At 51.4% G+C, this 16,179-nt stretch carries 17 protein-coding genes; 2 read left to right on the forward strand and 15 right to left on the reverse strand.

Annotated elements, in window-relative coordinates; all coding sequences use genetic code 11:
• Positions 1–569: 569 nt before the first annotated feature.
• The 13 genes from BMX66_RS08705 to BMX66_RS08765 all read right to left on the reverse strand — a co-directional run bounded on the left by BMX66_RS08705 (position 570) and on the right by BMX66_RS08765 (position 12,317).
• Positions 570–950, reverse strand: coding sequence for a hypothetical protein (locus BMX66_RS08705; RefSeq protein WP_090881145.1), 381 nt, complete (start codon positions 948–950; stop codon positions 570–572).
• A gap of 70 nt (positions 951–1,020) precedes the next feature.
• Positions 1,021–1,908 (reverse strand): succinate--CoA ligase subunit alpha, encoded by an 888-nt coding sequence (gene sucD, locus BMX66_RS08710; protein WP_090881148.1) that lies wholly within the window; start codon positions 1,906–1,908, stop codon positions 1,021–1,023.
• Positions 1,892–3,100 (reverse strand): malate--CoA ligase subunit beta, encoded by a 1,209-nt coding sequence (locus tag BMX66_RS08715; protein ID WP_090881151.1) that lies wholly within the window; start codon positions 3,098–3,100, stop codon positions 1,892–1,894. Before BMX66_RS08715 ends, sucD begins: the two co-directional genes overlap by 17 nt.
• 416 nt (positions 3,101–3,516) lie before the next feature.
• Entirely contained in the window at positions 3,517–4,467 is a 951-nt protein-coding gene (locus BMX66_RS08720; protein WP_090881154.1) for an HpcH/HpaI aldolase/citrate lyase family protein, read from the reverse strand.
• 308 nt (positions 4,468–4,775) lie between these two features.
• Complete coding sequence (gene mltG / locus BMX66_RS08725) at positions 4,776–5,765, reverse strand: endolytic transglycosylase MltG (RefSeq protein ID WP_090881157.1); 990 nt, start codon at positions 5,763–5,765, stop codon at positions 4,776–4,778.
• Between the two features lie 18 nt (positions 5,766–5,783).
• Complete coding sequence (gene fabF, locus BMX66_RS08730; protein WP_090881160.1) at positions 5,784–7,031, reverse strand: beta-ketoacyl-ACP synthase II; 1,248 nt, start codon at positions 7,029–7,031, stop codon at positions 5,784–5,786.
• A 32-nt stretch (positions 7,032–7,063) separates the two neighbouring features.
• The gene (gene acpP, locus BMX66_RS08735) at positions 7,064–7,300 is read right to left on the reverse strand and encodes an acyl carrier protein (protein ID WP_074793778.1); all 237 of its coding nucleotides are present in this window, start codon (positions 7,298–7,300) and stop codon (positions 7,064–7,066) included.
• 178 nt (positions 7,301–7,478) lie between these two features.
• A complete protein-coding gene (gene fabG, locus BMX66_RS08740) occupies positions 7,479–8,222 on the reverse strand; it encodes a 3-oxoacyl-ACP reductase FabG (protein WP_090881655.1) in 744 nt (247 codons plus the stop codon).
• 90 nt (positions 8,223–8,312) lie between these two features.
• A complete protein-coding gene (fabD, locus tag BMX66_RS08745) occupies positions 8,313–9,275 on the reverse strand; it encodes an ACP S-malonyltransferase (protein ID WP_121169264.1) in 963 nt (320 codons plus the stop codon).
• Positions 9,276–9,500: 225 nt separating this feature from the next.
• On the reverse strand, positions 9,501–10,460 hold the full coding sequence (locus BMX66_RS08750; protein WP_090881162.1) for a beta-ketoacyl-ACP synthase III: 960 nt from the start codon (positions 10,458–10,460) through the stop codon (positions 9,501–9,503).
• Positions 10,457–11,518 (reverse strand): phosphate acyltransferase PlsX, encoded by a 1,062-nt coding sequence (gene plsX, locus BMX66_RS08755; RefSeq protein WP_090881167.1) that lies wholly within the window; start codon positions 11,516–11,518, stop codon positions 10,457–10,459. The genes BMX66_RS08750 and plsX overlap by 4 nt, the downstream gene beginning before the upstream one ends.
• A gap of 60 nt (positions 11,519–11,578) precedes the next feature.
• On the reverse strand, positions 11,579–11,758 hold the full coding sequence (gene rpmF, locus BMX66_RS08760; protein ID WP_090881170.1) for a 50S ribosomal protein L32: 180 nt from the start codon (positions 11,756–11,758) through the stop codon (positions 11,579–11,581).
• 25 nt (positions 11,759–11,783) lie between these two features.
• Complete coding sequence (locus BMX66_RS08765; RefSeq protein WP_255398877.1) at positions 11,784–12,317, reverse strand: YceD family protein; 534 nt, start codon at positions 12,315–12,317, stop codon at positions 11,784–11,786.
• A 233-nt stretch (positions 12,318–12,550) separates the two neighbouring features.
• Here BMX66_RS08765 and BMX66_RS08770 point away from each other — a divergent pair, with 233 nt between their 5' ends.
• Positions 12,551–13,147 carry a Maf family nucleotide pyrophosphatase gene (locus BMX66_RS08770; RefSeq protein WP_177168763.1) on the forward strand — a complete coding sequence of 199 codons (597 nt, stop codon included), beginning with the start codon at positions 12,551–12,553 and terminating at the stop codon, positions 13,145–13,147.
• Positions 13,144–13,851: an SAM-dependent methyltransferase gene (locus tag BMX66_RS08775; protein WP_090881173.1), complete on the forward strand. Its 708-nt coding sequence runs from the start codon at positions 13,144–13,146 to the stop codon at positions 13,849–13,851. The genes BMX66_RS08770 and BMX66_RS08775 overlap by 4 nt, the downstream gene beginning before the upstream one ends.
• 14 nt (positions 13,852–13,865) lie before the next feature.
• Here BMX66_RS08775 and BMX66_RS08780 read toward each other — a convergent pair whose 3' ends face one another.
• Positions 13,866–14,816, reverse strand: coding sequence for a S49 family peptidase (locus BMX66_RS08780; RefSeq protein ID WP_090881176.1), 951 nt, complete (start codon positions 14,814–14,816; stop codon positions 13,866–13,868).
• A 191-nt stretch (positions 14,817–15,007) separates the two neighbouring features.
• A complete protein-coding gene (locus tag BMX66_RS08785) occupies positions 15,008–16,027 on the reverse strand; it encodes an RluA family pseudouridine synthase (RefSeq protein WP_369826976.1) in 1,020 nt (339 codons plus the stop codon).
• Between the last annotated feature and the right edge of the window lie 152 nt (positions 16,028–16,179).

The following is a 16,179-nucleotide window of genomic DNA, read 5'->3' on the forward strand; positions in this document are numbered from 1 at the left end:
CCCCGCATGTCAGCGTCACCAGCCTAAGCCAAGGCTTGACTACCATTTTGCTCTCCTTTACTCCGTAATAATTGTTGTGCTTCGGTATCTGTGACTATAGCCTGTCTGCACGCTGCTACCCGCAAATACAGGCCATCCCTCGCCACGATGCCGTTTTGTCTGATAAAACCCCAGGACAATCCCGGGCCCCTCCCTGAAACACCGCGTAGCCTAAACTCATGACTACTTTGTGTCAAGAAAAATGAGGCGCGATGAGAGAACAAATAAGCTGTCCGATTGTCCGGATCTGTCAAAAATATGTTCTGTCCGTTATAGCCGCTGATGAAGAGATAGAGAAAGGAAAGGATATAAAAGGCTATATATGACTACGACGAGATGGAAGAGATGCGCAGGATGAGATTTAAAGAACTGCGATTACTGGTATACCGGCAGCCGATGTTATTACCTGTGGCTGATGGTCGCGGCGGGAATGGGAAAGACAGCCGACAGCACTGCGGAGAACCTTAAAGCTATCGTCTGCTCATGTTCGACATTTGCTGGAATACCCATCGGCCCGGCTTTTAACTTGATCAATTCGTCGCCAGCCAGAATACGACGCCAGCAAGTACACAGACCAGTGAAATACAAGCAACAAGCAGAATCTTTACTCGAACTCGAAAAACTTCGATGGCTTGGATGATAAGCGCGTTTTGTTCAGCAAGCGATTTGATCAGCTCAGCGGATGATCTTTGTTCATCACTCAATTCAACGATTTTTGCTTCTAGCAGACGAACTCGTTTATCCAGATTAATCGACCCGTCGCTTGCCGACCAATTTGGAGCTGCTGAAAAATCACTTTTATCAGTCTTTGTTTCCGCAAAAAGATGCTTTGCTGCTTTGACAATTTGCGGCGCGGATTCCAGTACGCTTCCCCATGGAATGATCTTTAATGCCGTCATCCAGATTGCCATGTCTCAGCCTCCATTAATCACATCCGATAAATATCACGAGCAGCATAAACTCCCATACGCTCACATAGGTTCACATCCTGGCCAATACCTCCGCAATGGTGTCGCCAATGGCCGAAGGGGTGGGACAGATCGTGACACCAAGATCTCTTAACATGGATACTTTTTCCGCGGCACTTTCGCCTGCCGACGAAATGATCGCGCCTGCATGGCCCATCCGACGGCCTTCCGGTGCAGTTAAACCTGCGATATAAGCAATGACTGGTTTGGTCATGTGATCTTTGGCAAAAATACCCGCTTGAACTTCCTGCGGCCCGCCGATTTCGCCGATCATTACCACCACCTTCGTTTCAGCGTCCTCCTCGAATCTCTCCAGAATATCACGATGAGAACTGCCGATAATCGGATCTCCGCCAATACCTACCGATGTTGATATGCCGATACCCAGCATCCTCATCTGGTCGGCTGCTTCGTAGCCCAGCGTCCCGGAACGGCCAACAATCCCGACATCACCTTTCATAAAGATATGTCCGGGCATTATCCCCAGCATCGCCCGGCCCGGACTTATCGTACCCGCACAGTTCGGACCGGTCAGCACCATTCTTTCTTCGATAGGAAAGCGACGCAAAAAGTTCTTTACAGTCATCATGTCCTGCGTGGGAATACCATCAGTAATGGCTACACAGTATTTAATGCCCGCATCGGCCGCTTCCATGATTGAGTCCGCGGCAAATGCCGGCGGCACAAATACGATACTGGCATCCGCATCGACTTGTTGCACAGCTTCTTTCACTGTATTGAAGACGGGGCGGCCCAAGTGTTGCTGACCCCCTTTGCCGGGAGTTACCCCCCCTACTACATTGGAACCATAGTTGATCATGTCCTGCGCGTGGAAAGTACCAATTTTGCCGGTAAAGCCCTGGACTATGATACGTGTACTCTCGTTAATCAAGATCGCCATTTGTTTTCCCTTCGCACTCTTTCGCAATTACTTCATTACGAGCCCGGACAACTTTGCCCGCCGCTTCCGCTAACGTTCCCGCCGTGATGATGGGCAGACGACTCTCGGCAATGATACGCTGACCCTCCTCGACATTTGTGCCCGATAGACGGACAACCAGCGGGACCTTTATATCGATGTTTTTTACTGCGTGCACGACGCCCTCGGCGATCCAGTCGCAGCGGTTAATTCCAGCAAATATATTCACCAATATTGCTTTAACGCCTTTATCAGCCAATACCAGACGAAATGCTTTTTCCGTGCGATCAGCGGAGGCCCCGCCACCCACGTCAAGAAAATTCGCGGGCTCGCCACCCGCCAGTTTGATCATATCCATGGTCGCCATCGCCAAACCGGCGCCATTGATCATGCAGCCGATGTCCCCATTCAGACCGATATAACTCAAGCCATGATCGGTAGCTGCCATTTCACGTGGATCTCCCTGCGTTTTATCGCGCAGTTCGGCAATCTCATGACGCCGAAATAGCGCGTTGTCATCAAAACTCAGTTTTGCGTCAAGTGCGATGAGTTCGCCGTTGCCGGTAATAACCAGCGGATTGATCTCCAGCATGTTCGCATCAAGATCACGTAAGGCGCGATAGCAACCTCTTATGGTTTTGACCGCATGACTTAATTGTGTGGCTTCCAACCCTAAAGCAAAAGCCATCTCCCGTGCCTGAAAATCCTGGAGACCGACAGCGGGTTCAATGTAAATTTTTTTTATCGCATCGGGATCTGTTTCAGCCAATTCCTCAATTTCCATTCCACCCTGTGCGGAACCCACCATGACGATGCCTTCGGAGCTCCGGTCAATCAGAAAGCAAAGATACATTTCCTTGACAATTTGCGTCCCTGCTTCCACATAAACCCTGGAACAGACTTTACCCATCGGGCCTGTTTGATGAGTTACCAGCTGTTTTCCCAACAGTTCTTCCGCAGCCGCTTTAACTTCGTCATGCGTTTTGCAGACCTTGATACCCCCGGCCTTGCCGCGCGCGCCTGAATGAATCTGTGCTTTTACTACCCAGACATTACCGTCGATTTCCCTGGCCCGCTGCACACTTTCCTCAGCACTGTAGGCCAAACCGCCTTCCGCAATCTTAACGCCATACTTCGTCAAAATCTCCTTCGCCTGATACTCGTGTATATCCAATGCATCACCTTATTTTGTTTATAAAATAGTTTATCCGGAACTCTCACGAATACCGTTGAGCCGGGGAACGGATCAAGTCACCTCAATGGAGAAATCCGGCCATCTCCACTCGCTGATCGCCGAACTGAAAATGGGATTATATTGCGGGGTTTGAGCCCCGTCATAATGCTGACCCTCAGCTGAAACAGACAGAAGCGTCTGATACCAACTCTTCTTCAGGCTGGCCGTGCCACTATCGAGAACCGGCTGTGTACTTCATGGATACCGCGACGCGATTGAATTTTCCGCAAATATTGTTTCCTGCATTTTTCCGTGAGTATTCCGACGATTCACCTTATTCTATCCCCTTATCTATCCCTGACCCATTCCGATGAGTCAAAAAACAAAAGGCCGCTGACGCGGCCGCGAGAAGCGAACTATGCGCCTTTTGCGCCCATTGCTTCCGCCATTTTAACCACATTATTGGCCATTCTTGCGGAAGCGGCGTCGATCAGCCGGCCGTCCAGTGCCGCCGCGCCTTTACCTTGAGACGCCGCTTCTTTCAAGGCAGCCAGGATCCGTTGTGCTTTCTCGACTTCCGCAGCAGGCGGGGTAAATACTTCGTTCGCAAGTGCGATTTGTGATGGATGGATAGCCCATTTACCTTCGCAGCCTAAAGCGGCCGCTCTTCTAGCCGCCAGTTTGAAGCCGTCGGGATCCTTGATGTCCCCAAAAGGGCCATCGATGGGACGTAAACCGTAGGCACGACACGCTACAGTCATGCGACTGATGGCAGCATGCCACTGATCGCCTGGATAGTCTGGATTGAGTCCGCCTATATTTGTTGTTCTGGCCCGATTACTAGCGGCGTAATCGGCTACACCGAAATGTAGCGCTTCAAGTCGGCCGGATGCGCCATTTCGGGCGATATCTTCTACATTTGCCATACCTAAAGCTGTTTCGATCAATGCTTCAACACCGATTCTTTTTTTCAGTCCCTGTTGCATTTCCAATTGATTCAACATGGCTTCAACCATATAGACATCAGCATAAACACCTACTTTCGGAATCAATATTGTGTCGATCCCATGACCAGCCTTTTCAACCAGATCCACTACATCACGAACCATGAATTGTGTATCCAGCCCGTTTATACGTACAGAGATTGTTATGCCATGGCCTCTCCAATCCAGATCGTTGAGCGCTTCGATAACATTTTTGCGTGCAGTCAGTTTGTCGTCGGGCGCAACTGCATCTTCAAGATCGAGAAAGATGAAGTCCGCGCCGCTTTTCAGCGCTTTCTCAAACATCCCCGGATTCGAACCCGGAACAGCTAGTTCGCAGCGTTGCACGCGTAAAACTGACGCTTCATATAGAGTGTGGCTCATTCGTTTTCCTGATTGAATTATTAAATGGGGGGCTAGTTGGTGTAGTTGGCTTGGAGGCGGCGGGGATACGATATATCCAGCCTCAGCTGAGCAAAGAAGCAACCCGGCCGGTTTTTTTTATTTATTCGATAACACTATTCTACTTTTGAAGACGTTAATGTTCAATTTTTACTTTTATCGGACGGAAAAGGTGGGCGGCAGGACGGGGATCTTGCGCTATTGAATGCGTAAATACGATCTACCGGGCGTGAATTTTTTTAACAGCCGCCAGCCAGCTATTCATTACGCATAAATGCCAATCATGCGTACTATCGCTTCTGGTATTTGGATACTGCGCGATTGTGATCGATTAAATGACGGGAAAAGTGTGATTCCCCATTCCCTTTGGCAACAAAATACAGCGCATCGGTCTTGGCGGGGTTGAGTACCGCCAGGATGGAGGCAAGTCCCGGTAAAGCAATGGGGGTTGGCGGCAGGCCGCGGCGTGTGTAGGTATTGTATTCCTGATCGGTTAAAAGATCTTTTTTGCGAAGATTGCCATCAAACTTGTTGCCAAGTCCATAAATGACAGTCGGATCGGTTTGCAGCAACATGCTGGATCGCAACCGGTTGATAAATACGCCTGCGACCATGCTACGGTCGCTCTCTCTGCCAGTTTCTTTTTCAACGATTGAAGCAAGAATCAAGGCCTGATATGGGTCTGCCAACGGCAAATCTGCGGCTCGCCCAGCCCAGGCGTTGTCAAGATGGTTCCGCATCACATGATAGGCCCGTTTCAATATCGCCGCGTCACTGCTGCCTCGCGCAAAAAAATAGGTATCGGGGAAAAACAATCCTTCTGCTGCTGTTTCGGTGGCCCCGATCAGACGCAGAATCTCCAAATCAGTCAAATTGACGGTATCGTGCCGGAGGGCCGGGTGCTCATCCAGGGTTTGCCTGAGCTGGGAAAAAGTCCATCCTTCTGTGAATCTGATCTCGCTTTGGTTTATGTCGCCCTTGGTAATGCGCTCAAGCAACTGCAGGGGCGAAATGTTCGCAGCAATCTCATAATCACCCGCTTTGACTGACGATGCAACCCCCGTTACCCGCGACAGCAGGACAAACGACCAGGCGTCACGCAAAATGCCAGCGTCGGTTAATTGCGTTGCAATGCTTTTTAAGCTGCTGCCCGGCTTGATGGAAAATTCATACGGAACAACGGGAAGCTGAACGGCGGTATTGACATGATAAACAAGCCATGCGCCGAACAGAAAAAAACCGGCAAGGGCGAGATAGGTCAGACGTTTTAGCGTGCGCATGCGCTATAACGGCAAAAATCAGGTTTTACGGAAAATCAGTGTACCATTCGTGCCGCCAAAGCCAAACGAATTTGACATCGCGACGTCGATTTTCATTTTCCGCGCAGTATTGGGAACATAATCCAGATCACATTGCGAATCCTGATCGAAGATATTGATAGTAGGTGGTGAGATCTGATGATATATCGCGAGAGCACTGAATATGGCTTCTATTCCACCGGCGGCGCCAAGCAAATGACCGGTCATGGATTTGGTGGAGTTCACTACAAGCTTTTTCGCATGCTCACCAAAGCAGCGCTTCACGGCGACGGATTCCGAGATATCCCCCAGCGGAGTGGATGTGCCGTGAGCGTTAATATAATCCACTTCATCGGCATTCATCCCCGCGTTTCTAAGGGCGTTGGTCATGCAACGCGCGGCGCCCTCTCCGTCTTCCAGCGGTGCGGTCATATGGTAGGCGTCCGCACTCATGCCGAAGCCGGCCAGTTCAGCATAAATCTTCGCGCCGCGGCGTTTGGCGTGCTCCATTTCTTCCAGCACAAGAATACCGGCGCCTTCACCCAGAACAAAGCCGTCCCGACCCTCGTCCCACGGCCGACTGGCAGTCGCCGGGTCATCATTGCGGGTTGACAGGGCTCGCGCGGAGGCAAAGCCGCCAATGGCCAGTGGCGTTACGCAGGACTCTGCGCCACCGGCGACCATCACATCCACATCTCCATATTCAATCAGGCGGGCTGAGTCGCCTATGCAATGCGTAGCGGTGGTACAGGCTGTGACAATGGCAAGATTCGGCCCCCTGAAGCCAAACATGATCGACAGATTGCCTGCGATCATGTTAATGATCGTACTAGGAATAAAGAATGGAGAGATTTTGCGCGGACCGCCCGCATGATAAGCATCATGCGTGTTCTCGATCATGGGAAGACCGCCGATGCCGGAACCGATGTTGACACCGATACGTTCGGAATCAAGAGGAGTGCCAGCCAAATCCCCCAGCCCCGCGTCCCTGACCGCCTGAATACCTGCCGCCATGCCATAGTGGATGAAGATATCCATCCGGCGTGCGTCTTTAGCAGAAAGATAATGCGTAATGTCAAAATCTTTGACTTCCCCAGCTATCTGGGAAGCAAACGCGGAAGCGTCGAAACGGGTTATTCGGGTGACGCCCGATTTCCCGGCGAGAACGTTGTCCCATGCATCTGGAACGGTGTTACCGACAGGCGAAATCATGCCCAATCCGGTGATGACTACCCTACGTTTGGACAAGATGGCTCCGATATGGGATTGCTTGAAGCAAATTAGTTGGTGTGAGAATTGATGTAGTCTATTGCCTGTTGAACGGTGTTGATTTTCTCTGCCTGTTCGTCGGGGATTTCGCACTCGAATTCTTCTTCCAACGCCATGACCAGCTCTACGGTATCAAGCGAATCCGCGCCCAGATCATCGACAAAAGACGACTCGCTCTTGACGTCGGCCTCATTCACACCAAGCTGCTCAGCCACGATTTTTTTTATACGCTGTTCTACATTTTCCATCTAGGGACCTCTTCTCCGGTAAGAAAAACGCCGTCATTCTAGCAAGTTTTCGGTATTAATAAAATCCGAACGCTTGGAAGCTCAAAAGCAGACAAGCTGCTCGTGAACTCCACCTGTCGATTTATATTCGACATATTGAACGGCAAGAAATTTTTGAAAGTTATGACAATATTTTCCATTAATCCATATACATTCCGCCATTGACGTGAAGGGTCGCACCAGTAATATATCCTGCGGCTGGCGAGGCAATAAAGGCGACTGCCGATGCTATCTCCTCCGGGCGCCCCAATCTGCCCATCGGCACCTGCTGGAGCAAGAGTTGCTGTTGTTTCTCGGTAAGCGAACGAGTCATGTCCGTCGCTACGAAACCAGGCGCAATGCAATTGACCGTAATGTTGCGGCTGCCCACCTCGCGTGCCAGCGATTTGCTGAAACCGAATATTCCCGCCTTGGCAGCCGCATAATTGGACTGGCCCATATTACCGGTCGCGCCTACCACTGAGGAAATATTGATTATGCGTCCGTAACGGGCCCTCATCATTGCTCTCAGCACAGCACGGCTCAAACGGAATACGGATTTGAGATTGGTTTCCATGATTTCATCCCATTCCTCATCTTTCATGCGGAGAAGCAAATTGTCACGGGTGACGCCAGCATTATTCACCAATATTGCGATATCCCCGAATTCCTCCTCCACACTTTTAAGAACACTTTCAATCTGAGCGGTATTATTTACGTTCAGCGTCACGCCAGTACCTTTGAAGCCCGCCTCTTTCAGGTAGCGACTAATAAATTGGGCGCCACCCTCAGTGGTTGCAGTACCGATCACGGTAACGCCCTGCCTGCCCAACTCAAGCGTGATGGCCCGTCCGATACCGCGGCTGGCACCGGTTATGAATGCTATTTGATCTTGCAACATCATTTTCCAGTTCGTTCGATCACGATAAACACGGATAAACTCTGCGCACCAGATGCGCCGAGCGATATCCATCCCATATCCTCATACATGCAATTACACCAGTATGCTTGTAGCATGATGGAGCGCTGCCCCGTCCGCCAATGCCATGCTCTGCAAATTAGCGTCTATTCGCTTGTTGAGCCCCGTCAACACCTTGCCGGGCCCACATTCCACCACATGGGTAACGCCGGCAGCGGCAAAAGAACGAATGATTTCCGTCCAGCGAACCGGGCTGGACAACTGCTGTATCAGAATTTCCTTTATAACTTCCGGGTCTTCATGCTGCTGCACATCCGCGTTGTGCAACAACGGGATTTTTGGCGGCCGAAGCGCGACAACTTTCAACCGCTGTTGCATTTTGCCGGCCGCTTCACTCATCAGAGAGCAATGCGAGGGTATGCTCACAGGCAACATCAGCGTCCGTTTCGCGCCCTTTGACCTGGCCAGTTCCATCCCTTTCAGTACTGCGTTTTTATGACCCGCGATCACCATCTGCCCGGGCGAATTAAAATTGGCCGGTTCCAGTAATTCGCCATTTGAATAATTTGTAACTTCATCGCAGACTGCTCGCAACACCTCGTCGTCAAGCCCCAGAATTGCCGCCATCGCACCGACGCCTTCCGGTACTGCCTGTTGCATTACCTCGCCCCGAAAACGCACCAGTGGCAGTGCATCGGCAAAGGTCAAGGCTTCAGAGGCGACCAGCGCGGTATATTCGCCCAAACTGTGGCCAGCCATGAATACCGGTTTCATATCCCCAAGGCTTTGCCAGGCGCGATATACCGCCATGCCGGCAATCAGCATCAACGGTTGGGTATTGACCGTCAGATTAAGTTTATCGGTCGCGCCCTCATTAACCATCGCCCAGAAATCCTGCCCGAGAATATCAGATGCTTCGGTGAAGGTTTCACGCACAATGGAAAAATCGGAATATCCGTCCATCATACCTGCCGCCTGCGATCCCTGGCCAGGAAAAACGCAGGCAAATTTTACGGGAGGGCGTATTGTTGATTGCATATTCTATTGACTGGAACCGACCCGTAATTCGCCAGCGTTATTCAATGTTGTAAAGGAGGATGAAAACGGGATAATGACGCCGCATCGGACTTTAAACGAAACCATGGCGCGCATTGAATAAGGATCAGACATCTGCCATGCGAATGACGACAAAATATACGGGAGAGATGATCAGACCGCAAGATGGAGCGCCCCGGCGGGATTTGCCAAGGGACAGGATGTTGTTTACCAACAAACTAATACCGCTCCCCAGGTAAACCCTCCACCCACACCTTCCATAAGCACATGCTGACCGGATTTGATGCGCCCATCGCGTACGGCAGTATCCAGCGCCAGTGGAATGGATGCAGCGGAAGTATTGCCATGCTTCTCTAAAGTAGCGACCACCTTTTCCATAGGTATGCCCAGTTTTTTTGCCGTGGAAATAATGATGCGGATATTGGCCTGATGAGGAATCAGCCAATCAATATCGGAGGCCTTCAAATTATTTTCAGCCAGAGCCTCATGTACGACTTCTTCCAGAACTTTTACCGCAAATTTGAAAACCGTGTTGCCTTCCATCATGACGAACGGCGTGCCTTGAACCTTGCCCCCACAGACGTTGCCGGGCGCTGTCAGGATATTTTTATAGCTGCCATCCGCGTGCAAGTGGCTCGAGATTATTCCCGGGCGATCGCTGCGGGAAAGTACGACCGCGCCCGCCCCGTCGCCAAACAGCACGCAAGTGCTGCGATCGCTCCAGTCGAGTATGCGTGAATAAACTTCCGTTCCAACCACCAGCGCCGTACGGTATTTACCAGCACGAATAAACATATCCGCGGTGGCAAGCGCATAGACAAAACCACTGCATACCGCCTGTACGTCAAATGCGGGACAGTCCTTCACCCCGAGCTTATCCTGCAAAATACAAGCGGTGCTGGGGAAGATCACATCCGGGGTGGTAGTGGCGACAATAATCAGATCGATCTCTTCGGCGGAGACGCTCGCCGCCTTCATCGCTTCGCGGCTGGCATTGAGTGCCATATCGCTCGCCATTTCGTTATCCGCAGCGATGTGTCGCTGTGCTATACCGGTGCGACTGCGTATCCACTCGTCGCTGGTATCCACCATCTGCTCGAGATCCTGATTTGTGAGAATTTTTTCCGGCAGATAGCTGCCTGTTCCGATAACTCTCGAGTAAATCATGCGGGGCTCTCTTCCGTCAGGGGCGGAGAATATTTGTCCGGATTTTTACCGGGATGCGGCAATTGCGCCACGCGCTCGCTTATATGACGCAGCATTCCGCCGCGAACTTCATCCACAGCACGCGCGATGGCGAAACCGAACGCGTGACTGTCAGCCGAGCCATGGCTTTTGATGACAATGCCACGCAACCCCAGCAAACTGGCGCCATTGTATCGACGGTGATCCACCCGCCGCTTGAATGCATTAATGACCGGCAAGGCGATCAGCCCCGCGAATTTAGTGAGAAGGTTGCGTCGGAATTCTTCGCGCAGGTAAGTGGAAAGCATCTGTGCCACTCCCTCAGAAGTTTTCAATGCTACATTTCCAACGAAGCCGTCACACACAACCACGTCCGTCGTTCCTTTATAGATATCGTTACCCTCGATATTGCCGTAGAAATTCAACCCGCTGCCGCGCAGCAGTTCCGCTGCCTGTTTCACCACTTCATTACCTTTGATCTCTTCCTCGCCTATATTCAGCAAGCCGATGCTGGGCTTCTCCTTGTTGTCCACTGTGGATACAAGAGTTGCCCCCATGACAGCGAATTGAAGCAGATGCTCCGCGCTACAATCCACGTTTGCGCCGAGATCAAGGACATAGGTGTGTCCCTTTATTGTCGGCAACACCACCGCAAGAGCCGGCCGGTCGATGCCGGGAAGCGTTTTCAGCACAAAACGTGAAGCAGCTATCAACGCGCCGGTATTGCCCGCGCTGATGCAGGCCTGGGCGTCGCCGCTCTTTACAAGGTTGAGAGCAACGCGCATTGAGGAATTTTTCTTGCCGCGTAACGCCAGGGCAGGCGACTCGTCCATACCAACGACTTCGCTCGCGGCATGAACCCTCAACCGGGACCTGGGCGCAACCTTGACAGCCCGCAATTCCGATTCGATGACCTCGGGCAGCCCTACCAGAATGATATCGATTCCGGGGTTACGATGAAGATAATCGACGACTGCAGGAACTGTCACACGAGGGCCGTAATCGCCACCCATGCAGTCTACAGCTACGGTAATATTCAATTTTTTGAGGCCCTTGAGGCCGGGATCAACTTCGGCACCCCCAGAAAGATGGGGCGAAATTTAATCTCCCTTTGTTTTGACGACCTTCCTGCCGCGGTAATAACCGTTAGGACTGATGTGGTGACGCAAATGTACTTCACCGGTGCTGGAATCCAGCGTCAACGGCGGGTTGGTCAAAAAATCGTGCGATCGATGCATGCCGCGCTTTGACGGGGATTTCTTGTTTTGTTGGACTGCCATAACATTCAACTCCTTAAATTATTTTTCAGTGCAGGTTTTTCAACGCTGCCAGTGCGGCAAAGAGAGGTTTTTCCCCTGCTGCATCATTGCTATGGATATTGTCGACCAAGCATTCATTTTCTCCATGACGCGGGGAAATCGGCAAGCTCAGGATTATTTCGTCCTCGATCAGTGCCAGAGCATCCATATCCGATGTCGCTAGAATACAATCAACTGATTCATCCTCATCAAGGCTGGACAGCTCATTTTCATTTTGCGCCAGAAGCAGATCCGTTTGCAGATCCAGCGCATGTCCAATTTGGCCCAGGCAACGCTGGCACTGGAGGTTTATCGATCCCTGAACTACGATTTGCAGGACCGGTCTGGCCTCTCTGTTCAGAGTACCCGTAACTGCATACTGTAACTCGCCGTCATTATCAGTCAGATAATCCTGCAAGCGCTCGAACTCGGAAAGCGCAATTTTACCATGATGCGCGCCAGCATTTCTGGCAAAATCAAGAGCGTCTATGATGAGCCGTACCGGCATAAGGTGGAAGTCTTTTTTATAAAATCGAAGCAAAGTCCGGGGTATGCTTTGCGCATGCCTCGCTGTTCACTCATAATGTTTTTATCGCATACCGGAGAATTCAACTATCCTATCCATAGTTCGTTCCTCGGCTATCCATATCGTTTCGCTCAATTAGCACTCAATTGATGAAAGTGCGCTTTTGGTATTAGAATCCCGGGGACACGTATACGGCGCGCATAATATATTTTTTGCCCCCCAGTGTCAAAAACCTCCAAGAATAAACCTTGAAAACACAACAAATTGGCCAGCAACTTGTATTGGGATCCAGTTCCGTTTATCGTCATGAACTACTTCAGCGCCTGCAAATTCCTTTTGAAGCCTGCAACCCGAAAGTAGATGAAACCCCGCTGGCTGGAGAGACTCCTGACGCTACCGCTCTCCGGCTGGCCGCGGCAAAGACTCAAGCGGTTGCGGTCACCCATCCCGATGCCTTGATTATCGGCGCCGATCAGGTAGCGATGCTGGAAGGCATACAGCTCGGCAAACCATTAACCCGCATGAACGCGGTCCGCCAGCTCCGTGCCGTTCGGGGAAAGGAGGTTGTATTTCATACGGCATTGAGTCTTTTTAACAGTCGCACGGGCGATATGCAGACCCGGCTCGTCCCTTCCCTTGTCAAGTTTCGCAATTTAAGCAATCAGCAGATCGATAATTATCTCGATAGGGAACAGCCTTATCACTGCGCAGGAAGCGCCAAGGCCGAGGGATTGGGAATTGCCTTGATCGAACGCATCGTCAGCGATGATCCAAGTGCGCTGATTGGATTACCGCTGATCGCGCTAGTGGAAATGCTATCGCGGGCAGGCCTCGAGGTAGTGTGAATTCGGGCATTCTCTATCTCATTCCCGCCCCCTTGGGCAAAGGTGATATTGCCTGGACAATTCCCGCTGCTGTCCGGCAATGCGTGGCGAGGCTTGATCGCTATATAGTAGAGCATCCAAAAACCGCGAGACAATTTTTAAAACAGATCGATTGCATCCTGCCGTTACAGAGGATCAGCATGCAGGTACTGGATGAACATACTCAAGCCAGGGAATTTGAAAATCTGCTTTCGCCCCTCCTCGCAGGGAGCGACATTGGGCTATTATCGGAAGCCGGCTGCCCGGCAGTAGCAGACCCGGGGGCGGGTCTGGTCCGTCTTGCCCACCAAAAGAAAATTCGGGTGGTCCCATTGGTGGGACCATCCTCAATACTGCTGGCGCTGATGGCCTCCGGATTGAACGGTCAGCGCTTCGTGTTCCACGGCTATCTACCTGTGGAAACCAGCAAACGTGTCAAGAAAATCGTCGAGCTGGAAAAAGACTCGATAGTGCGTGATCAGACACAGATACTTATCGAAACCCCCTACCGCAACCAGAAACTGCTGGAGTCGATTATTTCTTGCTGCCGCGATGACACCAGTCTCTGTATTGCATGCAACCTTACCCTGGCAGACGAATACATTTCAACCAGGGCAGTCAGGGAATGGAAGCATGCCTTGCCCGATATCCATAATAAGCCCGCTATTTTTTTGCTCCAGGGCTAACTGCCAAATCGCAATCATCGCAACCCCCATCCAATTCCCGCGTCGATCAACGCCTCTGCTGTTACCGCGCCAAAACGCCGCGCAAAGCGCTCGGCAAATCCTTCCCGAGTCGTGTAATCAACAATGGTTTCCGCCTTGATGACTTCACGCGCGACGTAGTCCGCGCTGCCCGTGGCGTCGGCAAGCCCCAGTTCTATACTTTGCTGACCGGTCCAGACCTTGCCGCTGAATATCTCCGACCCTTCCTTCAAGCGTTCACCTCTACCTTCCTGCACTACCTGAATAAATTGCTTGTGGATATCATCCAGCATTTTTTTTGCATATTTCTCCTGTTCGGCATTGGTTGGAGAGAACGGATCAAGAAAAGCCTTGTTTTCCCCTGCCGTGAGTAACCGCCGCTCGACTCCAAGCTTTTCCATTGCACCGGTAAAACCGAATCCGTTCATCAGCACCCCGATAGATCCGACAATACTGGCCTTGTCCACGTAAATCCTGTCGGCAGCGGCGGCAACATAATAACCACCTGAAGCGCAGACGTCCTCTATTACGGCATAAAGAGGGATTTCAGGATACTCGGCACGAAGACGGCGGATTTCGTCGTTGATATAGCCCGCCTGTACCGGGCTGCCGCCCGGACTGTTGATGCGCAGAATCACACCCTGTGTTTTTTCATCCTTGAATGCCTGCTGCAACCCTGCATTGATATTATCAGCACTGCTAAGGCTGTCCGGGGAAATTACGCCCCGCAGCTCGACCAGGGCGGTGTGTTTGCGGGACATGGAGATTTCATCGCCTCCAAGCCAGCCCAAGCCGAAAAATAAAAGAATAAACAGGTAGATAAAAGCAAGTGACTTGAAAAATATGCCCCACTGACGCGCTCTGCGTTGTTCCTGCAAGGAAGAAAAAGCTAATTTCTCAAGTACCTGCTTCTCCCAGTCCTCATTACGATTTTCCGAATCAGCCATGGTTGTTTCAATCCTTCAAGTGAAATAAAGCAGAAAAGCGTATGGCGCGCCGCGCCGGCAACATTACGCTCCTCATCCATTTTCTCATACTGCGCGCTTTTCTCTTGCATGAGTCAGCGATGGAAAACCCGGTCCCTTCCGTGTATCCCGGGGGACGCGGGAGCCAGGCATACGACCTCCCATTGCTAACATTATGAACGCACCCGCTTGTCAGCAGCGTCCAAACCGAGCAGAAATTCCGATAAATCGTTCGGTAGCGGTGCTTCAAGATGAAGCTTCTTGCCAGTAACGGGATGAGTCACCTCAACCTGGAACGCGTGCAGGAACATGCGTGCCAGAATTGGGCCGTTGGCGCGTTTGGCAAGTTCCTTGTTCAATGCGAAGTCGCCATACTTATCATCGCCCGCTATGGGGAAACCGAGATGAGCGAGATGCACGCGAATTTGATGAGTACGACCAGTTTTCAGTTCCGCTTCCAGCAGGCTGAAGTCCCGCCAGGATTTCTTCAGATTGAAAACGGTATGCGCTGTTACTCCTTCCTTTTTTTCCCTGGCATCGGCAATCACAGCTACGCGCCGCTCCCCTGTCGATGTTACGTATTTATTGAGAGACAGCTTCACGCTTTGTCGCGCATTGCGCCACTTGCCTTTGACGAGCGTCAGGTAACGCTTTTCCATCATGCCTTCGCGGATCTGCCGATGCAACTCAACCAGCGCGGCCCGGCTTTTGGCAAGGAGCAGGATTCCCGAGGTTTCCCTATCGAGACGATGGACCAGTTCCAGAAATTTCCAGTCGGGATGCTGGGCACGCAATTGTTCGATGACGCCGAAGCTCACGCCGCTTCCACCGTGCACCGCAACACCGGAGGGCTTATTGATGACGACAAGAGCTTCATCCTCAAACAACACATCGAACGGAATAAATCGGCTCTTACTCAGTTTCTTTCCAGGCGGAAAACTTCTTTCCACCGTCCTCACCGGCGGTATGCGCACGGCATCGCCCGGTTGAAGATGATAGTCCGCGCCAATGCGCTTGCTGTTAAGCCGGACCTGCCCGCTGCGCAATAGTTGGTAGATATGACTTTTGGGCACATCTTTCAGGCGCTTGATCAGGAAATTGTCAATGCGCTGACCTTCGCTGTCCTCGCCTATAATTTCGGTAACCGCAGCACTTATAGGAAATTCTTTGCCTAAATGCCTAATTCTACTTATACTTACCAATTGGGGTTCCAGCCTATCCTTTATCCGGTGCGTAAAACGGCGCTGTTGATGGGATTTTTGTCCGAGGGATAAGGGCACAACCCCGAATCTGGTTAACGTCGCTCACCAATAAAGTAGCGATAGTAATGGATACGCGCTCAAAG

The organism is Nitrosovibrio sp. Nv6, assembly GCF_900110495.1.
In the GTDB taxonomy this organism is placed as follows: domain Bacteria; phylum Pseudomonadota; class Gammaproteobacteria; order Burkholderiales; family Nitrosomonadaceae; genus Nitrosospira.